Origin of the sequence: Burkholderia sp. Bp9143 (assembly GCF_003853645.1) — a bacterium.
Classification (GTDB): Bacteria; Pseudomonadota; Gammaproteobacteria; order Burkholderiales; family Burkholderiaceae; genus Burkholderia.
Window position 1 is genome coordinate 157,791 of the sequence record NZ_QTPO01000005.1, and the last position, 19,940, is coordinate 177,730.

Below are 19,940 nucleotides of genomic sequence, written 5' to 3' on the forward strand. Positions count from 1 at the left end.
GTTGATGCCGGGGCAACGTCCAGCACGAAACCGCCGTGCATTGCGGTGCCTGCTGCAAGCACGCTCGACTGCCTAGGCCATTGCTGGTCGAAGCACACGAAGCGGCAGGGATGCCGTTCGCGACGGCCGCGTTCTTCATCGGCTTCATCGTGTTCTTCCTGATCGAGGGCTCGGTGAAGGCCGGCCAAGGCGCGACCGTCACCACGTCGTCGCGGCCGCCGGATACGTGTCGACGATGCGCGTGCCGTTGACGGGCGTCACGCCCTCGTTGCGCAACGCGGCCCACAGGTCGATCGCATGCTCGCGCGACTTGCGGCTGCCGTCGTCGGTCAGCACGTTCAGCGCGATCACCTCGTCGCGCGTGGTCAGTTGCAGTTGCTCCTTCAGCTTGCGTGACTGATGCGACGCGGTACGGACCTCGCGAAGCATGATTCGCTGCTCGGCGAGGGGTGCCGGCTCGGCGCCCGCATCAGCGGGCAAGAACGTCAGCTGCCCGTTCCCGACTTCGCATTGCCCGCGCGTGAACGTCGCGCTCCACTCGCCCGCCGGCACGGCCGCGAACTCGCAGCGCATCCGTTCGCTCGCGCGGCGGCCGACGTCGTGCGCCGGTGCATGCGACAGCGCGCGCTCCGGCCAGCCCGCTGCCATTGCGGCCGTCGACACCAGACAGACGGCCGTGATGATCCCTCTCGCCAGGTTGCGCATTGCAGCTTCCTCCCCGTAGAACATCAACGCACCGCGAGGCTGTTGTCGTGCGCATCGACGAGCGGCGCCGCTTCGCCGCGATGCACCGTCGAACGATGGATGTCCTGATTGCGTGCGATGGTGGCCCGGCTCGGCGGATAGTCGTGCTTCGGACTCGGGATCACGCCATCGTGGCGGGCGCGCAGCAGTTCCTGGCGCACTTCCAGTCGACTCCTGGACTGTGCCGCGGCGGACTGCGAGAAAGCGGCGATCGACAGCGCGGCAACGACGATGGAAATCAGCGGTCGAGAAATGTTCATGTGGTTGGCTCCTTGTCCGAAATCGATGAGTCGAGCCTCAAGATTGATACGGCGGCGGTGCGCGATCATGACCACGGGATGACGGTTTCATCATCGCTCCGGCAAGCCCGCATCGCCGTACGAATCGACGCACGCCGTGTTTCAGCACTCATGACGCGCCGATGACGTGTTTCTCATTTGTCCCTCACCACCACGATTCGAACGGTTCCCAGAATCGCCAGCGCGTTCACGACATGCGTCGCCCGCGGACAGAAGGCGCGGCGCATCGATCGACGCACGAAACGATCATCTTGAACCTCAGGGACACACCATGAAAACTCCAGTTCGGCTCGTCATGTTGTCGGGTGCGCTGCTCACGACCGCCCATGCGGCTCACGCGTCCGAAGTGAGCCTCTACGGCCTGTTCGATACGTCGCTGACGTATGTATGGAACGCCAATGCCGACGGCAGGAATCTCGTCGGCCTGGGCAACGGCAACCTGCTCGGCAACCGCTTCGGCGTGAAAGGCGCGGAGGATCTCGGCGGCGGACTGAAGGCGATCTTCACGCTCGAGAACGGCTTCAATCCGAATACCGGCGCGCTCGGGCAAGGCAACCGGATGTTCGGCCGGCAAGCGTTCGTCGGTGTCGACAGCGCGCGCTGGGGTTCGCTGACGCTCGGCCGCCAATACGACGCGCTCGCGGACGTCGCGTGGCCGGTGACCGGCGACTTCTACTTCGGCAGCGTTTATGCGACGCCCGGCGACGTCGACAATTACGACACGTCGTCGCGAACCGACAACGCGGTAAAGTACACGTCGCCCGTGATCGCCGGATTCCAGTTCGTCGGCATGTATGCGCTCGGCGGCGTGGCCGGCAAGAGCGGCGCCGGGCAAACCTGGTCGGCCGGGCTTTCGTACAGCAACGGTCCGGTCGATGTCGCGGGCGGCTACTATTACGCGGCCAACAAGTCACCGCTCGCCAACGGCATCCGCACCGGCTGGAACGGCACCTCCGACGGCACCTTCGATGGATCGCTGGTCAACGGTGGCTACATCTCGGCGAAATCGATCGGCATTGCACGCGGCGCGTTGCGCTACAGCTTCGCGCCATTCGCGGTTGGCATCGATTACAGCAACGCGCAGTACAAGGTCGATGCGATGTCATCGTTCCGCGCCACGCAGAAGTACGATACCGCACGCGGCTTCTTCAACTATCAGGCGAGCCCGAGCCTGCTCGTCGGCATCGGCTACAGCTATACGAAAGCCCGCGGCGATACGAGCGCGACCTATCACCAGGTGTCCGCCGGCGCCGATTACGTGCTGTCGAAACGCACCGATCTCTATGCGGTCGGTGCATGGCAACGTGCGAGCGGGGAACAGCGCACGCTCGACGGCGGCACGCAAACGGCGCAAGCGTCGATCGGCTCCTATGGCTACGGCGGCACGCGCACGCAAGGCATCGTCAATCTCGGGCTGCGTCATCGCTTCTGATCGCGACGACGGCGGCATACGGATACGCACATGACGAAAATTTCATCTTTCGATCAGGTTCGCGGCGGATCGTATCGCTACGATCGAATACGTGACGGGTGATACCCGTTGCAAACCACGCAAGCGTATCGCTGTCGCACGGCACGATCACGCGTTGGGCCCGGACGCTGCCAGCGCCGGGCCTTTTTTTCGTGCGCACCGCGATCAGGGGGTGACGTCGCGCTTCGGGAACACACACGGATGCGTCTTCACGTGGAAGTTCGGATTGCCGCAGCGATGCCCCGCGTAATCGACCTGCTCACCGGGCAGCAGGTCGACCGGCGCCGGCTTGCGCGCGGCGGACGGGGCGGCCGCAGCGGTGTCGGGGCGCGTCGAGACGCAGCCGACGAGCAACGGGACGACCAGAACGGCAATCAACGACAGGCGAATGGCGGGACGATGCACGGTTTGATCCGGAATGAAAGTGGAAACGGGATCGCCTCGCCTTCCGTGCTGCCACGGCGCAACGAAGCGACTGCCGTCGGCGACGTCGCCATCGGCAAATCGCATGTTCCGTTTCCCGTTCATCGCGTCGATGACCCGAATATGACGATTGCGTCATGTCGACCGGACCCGCACGTCATCCGCCCCGCCACGCAATCTGACGCATTTTTCATCTTGCGATCACGGTCACGCCCGGCTGTTTTCGCATACTGGGTCCATGGATCGCCACCCGGCGGCCTCATCACGGAGAACCCCATGAAAACGGCAAAACTCACGACCCTGTTCATCACCGCCACGCTGTCGCTCGGCGTGGCCTCGCAAGCCGCGTTCGCACAAACGCAAACGCAGGGCAAGACCCGCGCCGAAGTTATCAACGAACTGAAGCAGGCGCAGCACGACGGCACGCTGCCGACGAGCAAGACGCAGTACCCGCCGACCGCCGAGATCGTCGCGCGTAACAAGGAGCTTCACGGGATTTCGGTGCATGCCGGCGAGAAGGCACCGCAGGCCGACAATCACGACAGCCTCGCGACCCGCTGATGCCGGTCAGGCGCGGGCGCTGTTCCGCGATCGCGGGCAGCGTGCCGCGCGCCGCCTTGTCGCGGCGAACGTGCGGCCGTGCCGGATTGCCGCCGACTCACGCATGGGCTGCAGGCACAGCCTTCGGCACGACCGGCGGACGCTGCGGAAAGCGCAGCCAGAATGTCGTACGCCGGCCGGGATCGCTGGCGACGCCGCATTCGCCGCCGTGGTTGTCCATGATCGACCGGACGATCGCGAGGCCGAGGCCCGTGCCCGACGCGGAATTGTGACGTGACGGATCGACGCGATAGAACCGCTCGAAAATCCGCGCGACATGCTGCGCGTCGATGCCCGGCCCCGTATCCGACACAGCGATCGTCGTCACGCCGCCCTTCTCCGAGCAATCGATCGTCACGACGCTGCCGCGCGGCGCGTAAGCCAGCGCATTGGACAGCAGGTTGCTCAACGCGCGCTGGTACAGCGTGAGATCCGCATCGACCCACGCATGGCCGTCGACCTTCACCGACACGCCCGCATCCTCCGCGAGCGGCTCGTAGTAGCCGGCGACACGCGACGCTTCCTCGGCCGCATCGAGCCGTCGCACGTCGATCGACGTGCCGGCCTGCTCCGAGCGCGCGAGGAACAGCATGTCCTCGATCATCCGCGACAGCCGCTGATACTCGTCGATGCTCGACTCGATCACGTTCCGGTATTCATCCGCGCTGCGCGGCTGCGACAGCACGACCTGCGCGGCCGCCTGCAGGTTCGTGAGCGGCGTGCGCATGTCGTGCGCGAGATTCGACGAGAACTGGCTCAGCCGCGTAAACGATTCGTTCAGGCGCGCGAGCATCCCGTTGAACGCGTGTTCCAGTTCCTTCAGTTCGCCTGACGTATCGAGTTCCGGCAACGGATGGGCCAGCCGGCTCGTCGACATCTGCTCGGCCCGCGCCGCGAAACGACGCAGCGGGCTCAGCCCGAGCGCCGCGATGCCGTAGGCGATCGCGGCTGCCAGCACGACGCCGAACACCTCGATCACGACGATCGTGTACGCATGCGTGCGCAGCAGCAGCACGTCGGCGCTGCGGTCGTACTGCACCGCGACGCGCACGACGGGCGCGCCCGCGCCGGCGAGCGGTACGGTCATCACCAGATACTGGTGCCGCACGCCGGGCGGTGCGACGAACACCGGGATGCGGCCCGCGTCCGTCGACAACAGCGGCGCATAGGTCCGGAACCCCGGCGTGCCGACGATGCGCGTGCCGGCCGCATCGTAGATCGCGAGATCCATGTTCGGATGCCCATGCAGCTGGTCGACCCAGATATCGGTGTTGCGCGCGACGTCGGCGGTCGAACGCGCTTCGGCCAGGTGCGTGCCCAGCGCGGCGGAAATGCCGGCCATCTGCTCGGCCGCCGTCGTCCCGATGCGATTGCTCAGCGCCTCGTACAGCGCGATGCCGCTCGATGCGAGGATCACCGACGTCGACAGGATGATCAGTGCGGTCAGGCGTCCGCGCAGCGTGCGCGGCAGCAGGCGCGCGATCATGTCGCCGCGCCGTCGCGCACTTCGAGCACGTAGCCCATCCCGCGCACGGTGTGGATCAGCTTCGGTTCGTATGCGTCGTCGATCTTCGAGCGCAGCCGCCGGATCGCGGAATCGACGACATTCGTATCGCTGTTGAAATTCATGTCCCACACCTGCGACGCGATCGTCGCGCGCGGCAGGATCTCGCCCTCGCGACGCATCAGCAACCACAGCAGCGCGAATTCCTTCGCGGTCAGCAGGATCGTGTCGCGCTGACGCGTCGCCTTGCGACGCGTCAGGTCGAGTTCGAGATCGGCCACGCGCAGCGTGTTCGAATCGCGCGGCTGGCCGCGCCGGAGGATCGACTTGATGCGCGCGGTGAGCTCGACGAAGTCGAACGGCTTGGCCAGGTAATCGTCGGCGCCGAGTTCGAGCCCCTTCACGCGATCGCCGACGTCGTCGCGCGCGGTGAGGAACAGCACGGGTGTCAATTTACTGCGGCGCAGGTTCTGCAGCAGCGTCCAGCCGTCCTGCCCCGGCAGCATCACGTCGAGCACGAGCAGGTCGTACTCCTCGGTCTCGGCCTGGTGCTGGCCCGTGATGCCGTCCTCCACCCAGTCGACGACATAGCCGGCTTCGGTCAGGCCCTTGCGCAGATAGGCGCCCGTTTTCGGTTCATCCTCGACAATCAGAATTCGCATCACACGTTACCCTTGAAGAAACCCAGCCGGCGCCGCACGACCGCGCCGAACCCGCCGCGCAACACGGCGCGCCACGACACCGAATGGCTCACGCGGTACAGCACCGGCAGCACGAGCAGCGTCAGCGCCGTGGACGACAGGATACCGCCGATCACGACCGTCGCGAGCGGGCGCTGCACCTCGGCGCCGGTGCCGGTCGCGAACGCCATCGGCAGGAAACCCAGCGACGCGACGAGCGCGGTCATCAGCACGGGCCGCAGCCGCGTGAGCGCGCCCTCGCGCACGGCCGTGTCGAGCGGCATCCCTTCGTCGCGCAGGTTGCGGATGAACGAGATCATCACGAGACCATTGAGCACCGCGACGCCGGACAGCGCGATGAAGCCGACCGCCGCGGTGATGGACAGCGGAATCCCGCGCAGCCACAGCGACACGACGCCGCCGCTCAGCGCGAACGGGATACCGGTGAAGACCAGCAGCCCGTCCTTCACGTTGTTGAACATCACGAACAGCAGCACGAACACCATGAACAGCGCGAGCGGCACGACGAGCTTCAACCGTTCGCTCGCGCTTTGCAGCTGCTCGAACTGGCCGCCCCACGACACCCAGTAGCCGGCCGGCACGCGCACGTCCTGCCGCAGTTGCTCGCGCGCGTCGGCGACGAACGAGCCGACGTCGCGGCCGCGCACGTTCGCGCTGACGACGACGCGCCGCTTGCCGTCCTCGCGGCTGATCTGGTTCGGGCCCGGCGCGACCTCGATCGTCGCGAGTTCCGCAAGCGGCACATACGGCGCTTGCGCGAGCGGCGCGCTGGCGCCGGCGGCCGGCGCGGGCAGCGCGATCGGCAGCCGCTTGATCGCCTCGATGTCGGAGCGCAGCTCGTCCGGCAGCCGCACGACGATGTCGAAGCGGCGGTCGCCCTGGAACAGCGTGCCGGCCTTCTGCCCGCCGACGGCCGCGGCGACCGTGTCCTGCAGGTCCGCAACCGTCACGCCGTAGCGCGCGAGCTTGTCGCGGTCGAGGTTGACAGTCAGCACCGGCAGCCCGGTGGTCTGCTCGACCTTCACCTCGGAGGCGCCCGGCACCTTCTGCAACGCGGCCGCGATCTGCTCGCCGGTCTGGTTCAGCACGGCCATGTCGTCGCCGAAGATCTTCACCGCGACGTCGCTGCGCACGCCCGAGATCAGCTCGTTGAAGCGCAACTGGATCGGTTGCGAGAACTCGTACGCGTTGCCCGGCAGTTCCGCGAGCGCTTCCTCGATCTCGCGCACGAGCTGGTCGCGCGGCTTGTTCGGGTCCGGCCACTGGTCGGCCGGCTTCAGCATGATGTAGCCGTCCGACAGGTTCGGCGGCATCGGGTCGGCCGCGATCTCGGCCGTGCCGGTGCGTGCGAACACGCGCTCGATTTCGGGGAAGCGCGCCTTCAGCGTCTTCTCGATCGCCTTCTGCATTTCGACCGACTGCGACAGGCTCGTGCCGGGAATCCGCAGCGCGGCGACCGCGAGATCGCCCTCGTTCAGGCTCGGGATGAACTCGCTGCCGAGCCGCGTCGCGAGCCCGAGCGTTGCCAGCACGATCGCGCCGGCGCCGAGCATCACGCGCGTAGGACGCGTCATGAACGCGGCGAGCACCGGTTCGTACGCGCGCCGCGCCCAACCCATCAGCCGGTTCTCCTTCTCCTCGACGCGTTCGCCGATGAACAGCGCGACTGCGGCCGGAATGAACGTGACGGTCAGCACCATCGCGGCGGCGAGCGCCATCACGACGGTCACGGCCATCGGATGGAACATCTTCCCTTCGACGCCGGTGAGCGCGAAGATCGGCAGGTACACGACCATGATGATCAGTTGCCCGAAGATCAGCGCGCGGCGCGCCTCCTGCGACGCGCCGAATACTTCCGCGAAGCGCTCGTCGCGCGTCAGCGGCCGGCCGGCGACGGCCTGCGCATGCGCGAGCCGACGCACGCAGTTCTCGACGATCACGACCGCGCCGTCGACGATGATCCCGAAGTCGAGCGCGCCGAGACTCATCAGGTTCGCGCTGACCTTCGCGTTGACCATCCCGGTGAAGGTCATCAGCATCGACAGCGGAATCACGAGTGCGGTGATCAGCGCCGCGCGGATGTTGCCGAGGAACAGGAACAGCACGGCGATCACGAGGATCGCGCCTTCGAGCAGGTTCTTCTTCACCGTCGCGACGGCTTTCTCGACTAGCACGGTGCGGTCGTAGACGGGAATCGCCTTCACGCCGGCCGGCAGCGTGCGGTTCACGTCTTCCATCTTCGCGGCGACTGCCTTCGCGACCGAGCGGCTGTTCTCGCCCATCAGCATGAACACCGTGCCGAGCACGACCTCCTCGCCGTTCGACGTCGCGGCGCCGGTACGCAGCTCGCGGCCGATGTCGACCTGCCCGACCTCCTTCATCCGCACCGGCACGCCGCCGACGTTGGTCAGCACGATGTTGGCGATGTCGTCGACGGTGCGCGCCTGGCCCGGCACGCGTACCAGGTACTGCTCGCCGCGCTTCTCGATGTAGCCCGCGCCGACGTTGTCGTTGTTGCGTTCGAGCGCGCGCACGACATCGGCGAGCGTCAGCCCGTACGACATCAGCTTCGCCGGGTTCGGCGCGACGCGGTATTCCTTCACGTAGCCGCCGATCGAGTTCACTTCGGTCACGCCGCGCACGTTTCGCAGTTGCGGACGGACGACCCAGTCCTGAAGCTCGCGCAGGTCGGCTGCCGTATAGCGCGTGCCGTCGGGCTTGCGCGCGGCCGCGTCGGCTTCGACGGTCCACAGGTAGATTTCGCCGAGACCGGTGGACGTCGGCCCCATCGCGGGCGCGATGCCGGCCGGCAACTTGTCCTTCGCTTCCTGGATGCGCTCGTTGACGAGCTGCCGCGCGAAATAGATGTCGGTGCCGTCCTTGAAGATCACCGTGACCTGCGACAGACCGTAGCGCGAAATCGAACGCGTCTGTTCGAGACCGGGCAGCCCGGCCATCACCGTCTCGACCGGATAGGTGATGCGCTGCTCGGCCTCCAGCGGCGAATAGCCGGGCGCCGCCGTGTTGATCTGGACCTGCACGTTGGTGATGTCGGGCACCGCGTCGATCGGCAGCTTCTGATAGCTGAACACGCCCAGCGCGGCCACGGCCGCGATCGCCAGCATCACGAGCCAGCGGTGCGCAATCGCAAAGCGGATCAGGCGCTCAAACATGGCGGGATTCCTTGAAGCGGGGAACGGTCGCCCGCACCGGACGGGCTGCCCGGCCGATGACGCGGCGGGCCGGAATTCGAGCCGTCAGGCGAATCGCAAACCGGGTGGCGAGTCGCGCAACGGCGCATACGTCATGCTCATTCATGTTCCGCGCTCCCCTTGCCGAGTTCGGCCTTCAGCACGAAGCTGTTCGAGGCCACGTATTCCTGGCCCGGCTTGAGCCCCTTCAGCACTTCGGTCGCGCGTTCGTCGCGCCGCCCCGTCTCGACAGCCTGCGCGACAAAGCCCTTCGGCGAGCGCACGAACACCGACGGCATGCCGTCGACGTCCTGCAGCGCGTCGCTCGCGACCGCGAGCGGCACCGCCTGCTTGCCCGCGTCGACCGACACGTTGACGAACATCCCGGGCCGCCATACGCCGTCCGGATTCGGCAGCACGACGCGGGCGGGCGCGGTGCGCGTCTGTTCGCCGAGCAGCGAGCCCACGTAGGCGATCGGGCCGCTCGAGCGCGATTCGAACGCGGTCGCGCTGACGGTCGCGTCGCGGCCGACGCGCACGTCGTTCAACCGATGCGCGGGCACGGCCATCTCGGCCCACACCGTCGACAGATCGGAGATCACGAACATGCTCGCGTCGGAGGCGATCGCCTCGCCGGGCGTCGCATGCTTCTCGACGATCGTTCCGGCGAACGGCGCACGCAGCTCGTAGCGGTTCAACGCGCCCGCGCCGGCCGGCGCGTTCAGCGCGGCCAGCTTCTGCCGCGCGTTCTGCACGGCGATCTCGGCCTCGCGCAACTGCACCTGCGCCTGCTGGTAGTCCTGTTCCGCCGAGATGCGCTCCTGCCACAGCGTGCGTTCGCGTTCATAGGTTGCGCGCGCACCCGACAGCCGGCGTTCGGCCGTCAGCAGTTCGCTGCGCCGGTCCGCGAGATCGGTGCTCGCGATCACGGCCAGCACCTGCCCCCTCGCGACGTTCTGTCCGAGCGACACCGACACCTGCTCGACGATGCCGGCCACGCGCGGCACGACGTGCGCGGTGCGATCCTCGTTGAACCGGATCTCGCCCGGCAGCTGGAACGGCGTGGCGATCTGCGCGGGGCCTGCCTTCGCGAGCGCGATCTTCGACGTCTGCAACTGCGCGTCGGTCAGCGCGATGGCGCCGTCCGCGCGGGCGAACGGGAACGACGCGGCCTCGACGCCGGCCTTGACGTCGATCGTCGCGTCGAACACGTGCGGCTTCGCGATCGACTGCGCCGAGACGAACTTCCGGCCCGCCGCGTCGAACCGCATCGACTCGTGCGAGCGGTCGTATCGCACGAGCGTGCCGGACACGGCGACGCCCTTGTCGACCGGCTTGCCGTCGACGAACGGATAGACGACGAGCCGTGCGTCGCCGGGCTTTTCCGTCATCACGATTTCGACCGACAGCTTGCCGCGCGTGAGCACGACGCCGCCGTGCGAACCGGTACCGTCGGCCGCTTGGGCGGCTTCGGTGCCCGCGGGCGCGGACGCGCCGCCTCGCGTGACGGCGAGCGCGCCGAGCACGATCCCGGCGCCGCCGAGCACGGCCGCCGCAATGATGAAGATTCTGCTGCGTGACATGATGATCCTTCAGGTAAGAAGCGCGGCTATTGCGCGACGGCCGCCAGCGGCGTGCCGACGAGCCGGCCGATGTCGGCGCGGGCCGCATGCGCGTCGGCAAGCGCGCGCACGTATTGCGATTGCCCCTGGAACAGCGTGCGCTGCGCGTCGAGCACGTCGAGGAAGCTGAACTTGCCGAGCTCGTAGCCGCGCGACATCGCATCGAGCGCGAGCCGCGCGCCGGGCAGGATGTCGGTCTTCAGCCGACGCGCCTCCTGTGCAGCCGCGTCGAAATTCGCATACGCCTGCGTGAGCTCGAGCCGCAGCCGCACGCGTTCGCGGTCGAGATCGGCGTTCGCGCGCTCGGCCTTGTGCGTCGCGTCGAGCAACGCGCCCTTGTTGGTGTTGAACAGCGGGATCGGAATCGACACGCCGACCACCGCCTGGTTGTCCGACACGCCGCCGGTCGTCACCCGTTTCACGCCCGCGCTGACCATCACGTCCGGGATGCGCCGCGCGCGTTCGAGCGACACGGCCGCGTTCGAGCGCAGCATCTCCGCGCGCGCGACGCGGGCGAGCGGCGCGTCGTCGAGCTGCGCGGTCAGCGCGGACAGCGGCTCGACCGCGGGCACCGTTTCCAGGTCGCCGAGCGCGACTCGCCGGTCGTCGCGCGCTTCGCCCATTACCGCATTCAGCTTCTCGCGCGCGACGTCGACGCGGCCGCGCGCGGTCACCACCTCGATCTGCACGCCGGCCGCCGCCACCTGCGCCTTGGTCGCCTCGACCGGCGACACCTTGCCCGCCTGCGCGCGGCGGCCCGCGAGATCCGCGGAGCGCGCGGCGATCGCGGCCGATTCCTCGGTGACCTGGCGCTGCCGCTGCGCGGCAAGCAATCCATAGAACGCGGCGATCACATCGGCGCGCACGGCGGCGCCCTGCTCGTCGAGCGACGCGTTCGCGGCCTCGCGGCCGTACGACGCGACGTCGAGCCGCGCACGGCGCTTGCCGCCGAGTTCGATGGTCTGGTTGATCAGCGCGGTCGATGTGCGCTCCGCGCGGCTGAAGCCTTCCTGCAGGAACGACACTTCCGGGTTGGGACGCGCGCCGGCCTGCATCAGCACGCCGGCAGACGCATCGACGTCCGAGCGCGCGCCGCGCAGTGCCGGGTTGTTGCGAGCCGCGGTCGCGAGCGCGTCGGACAGCGTCAGCGAGGGGAACGATGACGTGTCAGACGGCGGTGCGCCGCGTGGCGCCGCACCGCCGGAAGCGGCGGGAGCCACGACCTCCGGCGCTTGCGCATGGGCCGTCGCGGCCGTCGCGAAGACAACGGCCACGGCGAAGGTGAGCTTGAGCATGTTCGGTTCTGCGATAACGGATCGCAATCGATGCTACGGATCGGCCGCAGTGCGAACATGAGGCGAAGATGACAATTCCGTCATGTTAGGCGCGGCAACGTGCGGACGTGCGGTGTCCTGCTGGAGCAGCGTCCCACTTCAGCGGACAGACGGTTTCGGTGAGTGTGCGGCGCGATCGCCGCACGGCAGGAAGATGACGCTCAGGAAATTGGATTGCGTGCGCGGAAACCAGGACAAGCGCGTCAGGCACGCCCCTGCTTCGCGCGCCGACGCTGCACGAGCCAGTCGAGCAGTTGCTGCCCGTCGCGCTCGCCGAACCAGCGCGCATGCCCGATCAGATAGCCGTCGTACGCGATATCGACGATCGCCGGGGCATCGATGACGCACCCGAAATATGCGACCTCCGACAGCGCGAACTCCGTGTGCACGATCGGCAGCAGCGCGACCAGCGCCGCATATGCTTCGTCGCTCAGTGGTTCGAGCGATTCGTAGCCGTCGAGCAGCGCATCGATCTGTTCGTATTCGACACGGCGCGCATCGGGCGGCGCCATCCAGTCGACCGTATTGCGCTCGATCGCGAGCGCGAGGTCCATCACCGCACAGGTACGATCGGACAGGCCGAAGTCGAGCACGGTACGCACCTGCGCGCCGGGGCCCGCGTCGGTCCACAGCAGGTTCGACGCATGCCAATCGCCGTGCGTCCACAGCGGCGGCAGCGCGGGCAGCAGCGGCACGAGGCGCGCGTGATACGGGCCGATCGCATCCGCGACATCGCCGCGCCAGTCGCGCGTGCCGAGCGCACGCACCAGCAGCGGCTGCGCATCGACCCAACGCTCGAGCGCGCCCGCCAGATCGGTGGACGACAGCACGCGGAAACTCGACAGCAGCGTGCGCACGGGCCGCGCCGGCGCATCGTAACCGGCCGACGCGCGATGCAGCTCGGCCAGCGCGCGGCCGGCCGCGTACGCATGCGAAGGATGCGTGAACGGCTGCCACGACATCACGCCGCGATACGGGTCGACACCGGGCGCGACCACGTGCACCTCATACGTCCAGTCGCCCGACGCAAAGGCCGTCGCGCCGTGGCGATCGGCCAGCACATCGACCACCGGCATCCCGCGTTCGCGCAGATGCGCGATGAATCGATGCTCTTCCTCGAGCCCTGCGACGTCCCGCAGGCTCACGTGATGCCGCTTGACGAACAGCGCGCGCCCGTCGGTCATCCGCACCAGCGTGGCCGCCGCGAACTGCCGCGGGCTGTGCCAGGTCAGCCGCGCCGGTTCGCCCGCGCCGTCGATGCGCGCGAGCAGCGCCGCCACCTCGTCGTGCGTCATCAGCGGCCAGTCGCGTTCGGCCTGCTCGCCGTCGACGCCGAACTGCGGCGGTGCGACGTCCCGCGACAGCGGCCCGTCCGGCTCGAGTGGAAATGACATGATCGACGTCGCTCCGTAGTTGAATCGGCCGGTGAATCAGCCCGCCGGGCTCGCCGTCGCGCGCAGCGCGTCAGCCGTCCGGCTCCAGTCGCGCCAGCCGACGACGGCGAGCGCGATGAACAGCGCATAGAGTCCGGCCGTCAGATACAGTGCCTTGAACACGAACATCCCGACGTACACGACGTTCACGACGATCCACAGCCCCCACGACGCGATATAGCGCCGTGCGGTCCAGTATTGCGCGACGAGGCTGAACGCGGTCAGCGACGCATCGACGAACGGCAACGCCGCATCGGTCCAGCGCGCCATCATCCCGCCGAGCAGCGCGCTGCCGACGACGGCCGCGATCAGGTCCGGCAGCATCTGCCGCGGCCGCACGCCGGTGACGGGCGCGACGTCGCCTTGCGGCGCCGCGCCGCCGCCCGCCTCGAGCGTACGCTGTGCGATCCAGCGGCGCCAGCCGAACACCTGCAGCACCGCGAACGCGCCCTGCAGCAGCATGTCGGAATACAGCTTCGCGTCGAAGAAGATCCAGCCGTACAGCGCGACCGACGCGAGCCCGACCGGCCAGCACAGCATGCGCCGCTTCGCGGTCAGCCAGATCGCGAGCGCGCTGACGATCACGCCGGCGATTTCGAGTGGGGACATCGTCTGTGCTCTCCTGGTTAGCTGCCGGAGCTGCGCGTCACGCGGCCGGATCCGGACGATCAGAAATCATAGGTCAACGATACGCGCGCGGTGCGCGGCGCGCCCGGGAACAGGTACGCATCGCCCTGCTGCTCGCCCGCGTCGCGCCAGTAGAACTTGTTGAACAGGTTGTCCACCGATACGCGCAGCACCGTGCGATGGCCCGCGATCTTCGTCGTATAGCGCGCGCCGAGATTGAACACGAACCACGACGGCACGCGCGCGGTGCCCTCTTCGTTCGCATTGCGGCCCGCGCTGTACTCGACGCCGCCCAGCATGTTCAGGCCCGCGACGCCCGGCACCGCATAGTCCGCATACAGCGACGCACGCAGCGCCGGCACGTTGATGATCTGGTGCCCTTCGTACGCCGGCGAACCCGAATCGTACGCGCGCGCGCGAATCGCCGCGGCGCTGGCCGTCAGCGACAGCCGCTCGGTGAGCCGCCCGGCCGCGCCGAGCTCGATCCCCTGGTGGCGCTGCGTGCCGCGCTGCACGAAGGTATAGCTCGTGCCCGACGCATCGGGGTCGGCGAACTGGAACGGCTTGCTGATCGAGAACACGGCAGCCGTCAGGCTCAGCCGATCGAGCCAGTCGTATTTCGCGCCGAGCTCGAACTGGTGCGATTCGACCGGCGGCAGGAACGCATACGCGTTGGTCGCGCGCACCGGCGCCTGGTCGCCGAGCGACAGCGCCTTGCTGTACGACGCGTACAGCGACAGCACGTTCACCGGCTTGTAGACGAGCGCGACCTGCGGCAGGAACACCGAGCGGTCGGTGTGCGTCGCGTCGCCGTCGAGGCTGCTCCAGCTGCGCTGGCGCAGCAGCACTTCCTTGCCGCCCGCGAGCACCTGCCAGTGCTCGCCGATGCTGATGCGGTCGAGCCCGAACACGCCGTACTGCCATGAGTCGAGCTGCGGATACGACGGCCCGGCCGTATTCGGCGACGGTGCGAACGCGACGTCAGGCCCGTAGATATTCTCGCTGCCCACATAGTCGTAAACGGCATTCGCCATGTGCACGACGCGGCGCTGCACGCTCACGCCGAGCGTCAGCTCGTGGCGCAGCGGGCCTGTCGCGAACCTGCCCGTCGTGACCGCGCGCAGGTCGTCGTTGCGGCGGTATTCGCCCGGGCTGCGGAAGTCGTACACGTCGTAATCGCCGTTCGCGCCGAAGAAGAACGGCGACGTCGTGCCGGCCGCACAGCTCGCCGCGTAATAGCAGCCGTACGCGAACGCGCTGTTGTCGTCGATCATCGTGCGGCTGCGGCCCGCGGCGATGTAGGCCTTCCAGTCGTCGTTGAACTGGTAGTCGAAGCGCGCGTTCAGGTTCAGCGCGTCGGTCGTCACCGGCTTCGCCCACGGCTGCGTGCCGAGCGCCTTCGACGTCGTGTTGACGGACGGCACGACCGTGCCGCCGAGCAGCTGGTAGCCGGGCGCGGAACGCTGGATCCACTGCTGGAATTCCGCGTTGAGCTGCAGGCTCGCACGCGGGCTGATGTCCCAGTCGGCGGCGATCGAGCCGAACGTGCGCCGTCCGTTCGTGCCGTCGATATACGAGTGCATGTTCTCCTTCGCGGCATTGATCCGGAAGCCGAACTGGTTGTCGGGGCCGAAGCGCCGGCCGAGATCGACGGCCGCCGACGTCGAGCCGCGGCTGTCGACGCCGGTCGTCACGCTCGCGACGTTCGCCGAGCGTTTCGTCACGAAGTTGATCACGCCGCCCGGCGCGACCACGCCGCTGTCGATGCCGGCCAGCCCCTTCAGGATCTCGACGCGCTCCTTGTTCTCGAGCGGCACGTTCTGCTCGCCGGACACCGTCAGCCCGTCGATCCGGATCGCACTCGCGAGATCGACCGGGAAACCGCGGATCGCGAAGCCTTCGAAATAGCCGACCGGCGCATAGTCGTTGACGACCGACGCGTCGTTGCGCACCACGTCGCTCAGGCGCTTCGCCTGCTGGTCGTCGATCTGCGCGCGCGTGACGACGTTGACGGAGGCCGGCGTGTCACGCAGCGGCGCATCGTCGAGCCCCGCGACCGATGCTTCGCGCACGCGAAACGCGCCGCCGCGCTCGCCGCTGACCGTGATCGTCGGCAGCGTCGCGCTGCCGGCCGCGTCGGCGTCGGATACCGCCGTGTCGCCCTGTGCCGCGGCAGCCTGCGCCGCGAAAAGCGTGATGCCGAGACCGACGCCAAGCCCGACCTTCGTGCGCCGCCGCCATGCGGGCGCCGCTGTTGTTCTATTCACCGTCATTGTTCTGGATGGAAAACTCGCCACTCGACCCTGTCGACACACTCGAAACACGTTACGCCGCCGCGAAGCGCGACCTCGCGCAAGAACCCGCGACGGTCCCGGCGGACCGCCTGGGACATACGTCGACACGATATTCATCAAACGAATCGGACGATCGGGCCGCATGCGTGCCGATCGATCGGGAAAGCGCAGGATGGGACATCGGATAGCGGTGACGCGCCGGGCACCGACGCAGCCGCCGATCCGTGGATCGCGAGCGGGTCGGGCGGCCGGCGACGCCGCGCGGTCTTGTCATGCGGGGGGACGCTTCGAACGCCCCGGCGCGGGCGCCGGGCATTTGCGTGCGCCGTTCGTCGGAACGGCGGAATGCCCGTCGCGCGCGACATCGCGGCGTGGCGCGCATTTTACCCCGGGTGGGGCTGACGGCAGGAGAATCGGCCGAAACGGGAGGCGGGAACGCGGGAGTGGGGCAACCCGCGTGATTCGGCGAGCGCTCAGAACCCCTGCATCGTCACCGTCGGATCGACGACCAGATGCACGACGCCGTAAATCACCGCGCCAACCAGTATCGCGAGAATGATCGCGACGAACGGCAGCAGCGTGAAGTTGACGTTCGCGAGATCGGACGCGTGCGCCTTGCTGTTGCGCACGCCGAAGAAACTCCACAGAACCAGGCGGATCATGCTGAACAGTTTCATGATGCTGCTCCTTTTCTCTATCGGTTGACGCTATCGTCGATCCGACAGGTCTCCGGAAAAAGAAGCAGTTGCGCGCGGTTTTTGCGCAGCACGCGTTGTGCGACCGCGTGTCGCATGGTCGTCGCATGCACGTCAGCGGTCGAGCACGAGCGGCTCCGTGGCCCCTTCGGCGGGTCGTGCGACGCATAGCAGCGCGCAGCCGGGTTCGATCGCCGCATCGTGCGACTGCACGTAATCGACCGCACCGGACAGCACGCGCGTCGCGCACGTGCCGCACGACCCCGACCGGCATTCGGACGGCACCGCCACGCCCTGGCCTTCGGCGAATTCGAGCAGCGTACCGTCGGCGGCCGTCCATGCGGCGTCGCGCGCCGAGCGGCGGAACACGACGGACCTGCTGACCACCAACGGCGCCCCAGCCGCGCGGGTCGCGCTGCGCACGACGCTCGACGGCCCGAACGCCTCGAACCGGATACGCTCGTCCGGCACGTTCAGCGCACGCAATCCGTCGTACAAATCGCGCATGAACGCGGACGGCCCGCACAGGTAGAAGTCGTAGTCGTCGAACGGCAGGATGCGCTTCAGTTGCGCGATGTCGATGCGGCCCGGCCGCGCCGCGCCGTCGCGCTGCGGCCGGCTGTCGAACCAGTGCAGCGATACGCGCGGGTCCGCGTCCGCGATGCGCGTCAGGTCCGCTGCAAACGGCCGGTCAACCGTGTCGCGCGCGCCGTGCACGAACACCACGCGGCGCGACGGTGCGTCGTCGGCCAGCGCGCGGCGCAGCATCGCGATCATCGGCGTGATGCCGATGCCGGCCGACACCAGCACGGCCGGACGCGGGCTCGCGACGTCGAACGTGAAGCGGCCGCGCGGCATCTGCGCGTCGAGCGTCATGCCGGCACGCGCGTGGTCGTGCAGCCAGGCCGATACACGTCCTTCGCGCTTCACGGTGATCCGGTAATGCGGCGCGCCGGGGGCGTCCGACAGCGTGTAGCTGCGGATCGTCGGCGCATCGCTGTCCGGCAACGCAACGCGCAGCGTCAGGTGCTGTCCGGCTTCGTAGCTCGGCAACGCGCCGCCGTCCGCCGGTTCGAAATGAAACGAGCGGATCGCGCGCGCTTCGTCGACGATCCTCACGATGCGCAGCGGGTGCCAGCTGGAGGCCGATGCCGATGTGGGCACGGACGCGGAGGTCGACAGCGATGCCGATGTGGCGACCGATGCCGCCTGCCCACCCGCGAGCGCAGCCCCCACCATCCCCGCGAACTGCGGCGCCCGCTCGACCGCCGACCACCGGAACGGCAGCACGCCCCGTGTGCGCCGCACCTCACGCACATGAAACCGCACGACCCGCTGCGCGCCGTCGAACGACGCGACGAGCGGCCCGTCCCACACGATCTCCGCATCCGCGGCGAGATACAGCAGGTCGCCGCTGTCGAAATCGACGAACAGCAGCCCCGCGCGCGGATCGTGCTGCAGGTTGCCGAGCGTGTTGAAGAAGCGGTTGCCGCTGAAATCCGGCGTCGTCAGCGTGTGTGCGTCGTCGACGCGCACGAAGCCCGGCATGCCGCCGCGATGCGACACGTCCGCGCCGCGCGCGGCCCCCGCAGCGGCCGCAGTGTTCGCACTCGCGACGAAGAACGTATCGGCCTGTGCGAGCAGCGCGCGGTCCGCGTCGCTCAATCGGTCCGACACGTCGGGCACGATGGACGCCCCGGCTTCTCGCGTCACGAACGTCGGCTTGCGCCCCTGAATGTACTTCGCGCAGTTGCCGAAGCTCTGCTCGACCGCGATCGTCAGCGCACCGCCGTCGACCGCGCGCACGACGCCGTTCACGCGATTGCGCCGGCGTGTGTCGAACTCGATCCCGAGCCCGCCGAGCGGCACGCCAGGCTGCCACGCACCGGTCAGCGGATCGCCGGGCAACCCATCGCCGTCGATGCGCAGCGTGCGGGCGTCCGGCGTCGTCACGAAGCCGGGCATCCCGACCCGCAGCGTCGCCCACGGCTGGCCGCCCGCATCGACGCCGCCGAGCACGAAGAACGGCAGCTGCGCGAAAAACGTCCGGTGCTGGTCCGGCATGAAGCGCCTGATCCCGCGCCGGCCGGCCGCGCCCGCGGCCTCCGTCACGCCCGCGCGCTGCTGCACGGCGAGTTCGCCCGCATGAAACGGCGCAACGTCGAGTTCCCAGCCCGGTACGGCGGCGGTCGGCGCGGTCATCGCATTCTCCCGGTAAAGGCGTGTCGTGGCCGCGCAGGGTCAGGCGGCGAGCAGGCCGGCACGGGTCGACGGCATCGCGACGAAACCCGGCAGCGCCTCGACGCGCGCGAGCCACGCGCGCACGTGCGGATACGGTTCGAGCGACACGCCGCCTTCCGGCGCGTGCGCGATGTACGTGTAGGCGGCGATGTCGGCGATCGTCGGCTGCGCACCGGCGGCGAACGGCTTGCCGGCGAGTTCCTGATCGATCACGGCAAGCACCTTCACGGCCGTGCGCTTGGCCGCGTCGTGATCGAGCGGCGCGCGGAACACGGTGACGAGCCGCGCGGCCGCCGGCCCCGTTGCGATCGGCCCGGCCGCGTACGACAGCCAGCGCTGCACGGTCGCCGCGCCGGCGGCATCGTCGGGCAGCCAGTGCGCGTCGCCGTAGCGCTTCGCGAGATAGACGAGGATCGCGTTCGAATCGGCGAGCACGGTTCCGTCGTCGTCGATCACCGGCACCTGGCCGAGCGGATTGAGCGCGAGAAACGCGGGTTCGCGCTGCGCGCCCGCCGCGAGATCGACGTCGACGGTCTCGAACGGCAGCCGGAGCAGCGACAGGAACAGCCGGACGCGATGCGCGTGCCCGGACAGCGGGAACGAATAGACACGAACCGGACGGGCGAGCTTGCTGGCGGCTGGCATGGAAAGGCTCCTGGATCTCGCGCCGCCGGGAATCGGCGACGAACGGCCCCAGCGTAGCGCTCGCCGTTCACGCCCAGAAGACGGATAATCGCTGAAACATTATCCGCTCCCATAGG

General features: G+C 68.4%; 16 protein-coding genes. 2 read left to right on the forward strand and 14 right to left on the reverse strand.

Annotated elements, in window-relative coordinates; translation table 11 throughout:
• Positions 1–198: 198 nt before the first annotated feature.
• Together DIE23_RS05450 and DIE23_RS05455 are read right to left on the reverse strand one after the other, a co-directional pair.
• Positions 199–705 carry a hypothetical protein gene (locus DIE23_RS05450; RefSeq protein ID WP_124611171.1) on the reverse strand — a complete coding sequence of 169 codons (507 nt, stop codon included), beginning with the start codon at positions 703–705 and terminating at the stop codon, positions 199–201.
• A 23-nt stretch (positions 706–728) separates the two neighbouring features.
• On the reverse strand, positions 729–1,073 hold the full coding sequence (locus DIE23_RS05455) for a DUF4148 domain-containing protein (RefSeq protein WP_260435981.1): 345 nt from the start codon (positions 1,071–1,073) through the stop codon (positions 729–731).
• Between the two features lie 241 nt (positions 1,074–1,314).
• On the opposite strand from DIE23_RS05455, the gene DIE23_RS05460 reads away from it, so the two are divergent.
• Positions 1,315–2,475 carry a porin gene (locus tag DIE23_RS05460; RefSeq protein WP_124611172.1) on the forward strand — a complete coding sequence of 387 codons (1,161 nt, stop codon included), beginning with the start codon at positions 1,315–1,317 and terminating at the stop codon, positions 2,473–2,475.
• Positions 2,476–2,679: 204 nt separating this feature from the next.
• Here DIE23_RS05460 and DIE23_RS05465 read toward each other — a convergent pair whose 3' ends face one another.
• Positions 2,680–2,919, reverse strand: coding sequence for a hypothetical protein (locus tag DIE23_RS05465; RefSeq protein ID WP_260435978.1), 240 nt, complete (start codon positions 2,917–2,919; stop codon positions 2,680–2,682).
• Positions 2,920–3,213: 294 nt separating this feature from the next.
• Between DIE23_RS05465 and DIE23_RS05470 the strand changes: the two genes are divergently transcribed.
• Entirely contained in the window at positions 3,214–3,498 is a 285-nt protein-coding gene (locus DIE23_RS05470; RefSeq protein ID WP_124611228.1) for a DUF4148 domain-containing protein, read from the forward strand.
• Positions 3,499–3,595: 97 nt separating this feature from the next.
• On the opposite strand, the gene DIE23_RS05475 is transcribed toward DIE23_RS05470, so the two are convergent.
• The 11 genes from DIE23_RS05475 to DIE23_RS05525 all read right to left on the reverse strand — a co-directional run bounded on the left by DIE23_RS05475 (position 3,596) and on the right by DIE23_RS05525 (position 19,824).
• Positions 3,596–5,023 (reverse strand): heavy metal sensor histidine kinase, encoded by a 1,428-nt coding sequence (locus DIE23_RS05475; RefSeq protein ID WP_124611173.1) that lies wholly within the window; start codon positions 5,021–5,023, stop codon positions 3,596–3,598.
• Positions 5,020–5,703 carry a heavy metal response regulator transcription factor IrlR gene (gene irlR / locus DIE23_RS05480; RefSeq protein WP_124611174.1) on the reverse strand — a complete coding sequence of 228 codons (684 nt, stop codon included), beginning with the start codon at positions 5,701–5,703 and terminating at the stop codon, positions 5,020–5,022. The genes DIE23_RS05475 and irlR overlap by 4 nt, the downstream gene beginning before the upstream one ends.
• Complete coding sequence (locus DIE23_RS05485) at positions 5,703–8,915, reverse strand: efflux RND transporter permease subunit (protein WP_124611175.1); 3,213 nt, start codon at positions 8,913–8,915, stop codon at positions 5,703–5,705. The genes irlR and DIE23_RS05485 overlap by 1 nt, the downstream gene beginning before the upstream one ends.
• A gap of 137 nt (positions 8,916–9,052) precedes the next feature.
• Positions 9,053–10,516: an efflux RND transporter periplasmic adaptor subunit gene (locus tag DIE23_RS05490; protein WP_124611176.1), complete on the reverse strand. Its 1,464-nt coding sequence runs from the start codon at positions 10,514–10,516 to the stop codon at positions 9,053–9,055.
• A gap of 26 nt (positions 10,517–10,542) precedes the next feature.
• Entirely contained in the window at positions 10,543–11,850 is a 1,308-nt protein-coding gene (locus DIE23_RS05495) for a TolC family protein (protein ID WP_124611177.1), read from the reverse strand.
• A gap of 242 nt (positions 11,851–12,092) precedes the next feature.
• Entirely contained in the window at positions 12,093–13,283 is a 1,191-nt protein-coding gene (locus tag DIE23_RS05500) for a phosphotransferase enzyme family protein (protein ID WP_124611178.1), read from the reverse strand.
• 36 nt (positions 13,284–13,319) lie between these two features.
• Positions 13,320–13,931, reverse strand: a complete 612-nt coding sequence (gene pnuC, locus DIE23_RS05505) for a nicotinamide riboside transporter PnuC (protein WP_124611179.1) — start codon at positions 13,929–13,931, stop codon at positions 13,320–13,322.
• Positions 13,932–13,990: 59 nt separating this feature from the next.
• Positions 13,991–16,222, reverse strand: a complete 2,232-nt coding sequence (locus tag DIE23_RS05510; protein ID WP_124611180.1) for a TonB-dependent siderophore receptor — start codon at positions 16,220–16,222, stop codon at positions 13,991–13,993.
• Positions 16,223–16,716: 494 nt separating this feature from the next.
• A complete protein-coding gene (locus DIE23_RS05515; RefSeq protein ID WP_124611181.1) occupies positions 16,717–16,920 on the reverse strand; it encodes a DUF2970 domain-containing protein in 204 nt (67 codons plus the stop codon).
• 132 nt (positions 16,921–17,052) lie between these two features.
• Positions 17,053–19,140 carry a pyridoxamine 5'-phosphate oxidase family protein gene (locus DIE23_RS05520; protein WP_124611182.1) on the reverse strand — a complete coding sequence of 696 codons (2,088 nt, stop codon included), beginning with the start codon at positions 19,138–19,140 and terminating at the stop codon, positions 17,053–17,055.
• Positions 19,141–19,179: 39 nt separating this feature from the next.
• Positions 19,180–19,824, reverse strand: coding sequence for a glutathione S-transferase family protein (locus tag DIE23_RS05525; RefSeq protein ID WP_124611183.1), 645 nt, complete (start codon positions 19,822–19,824; stop codon positions 19,180–19,182).
• Positions 19,825–19,940: the final 116 nt, after the last annotated feature.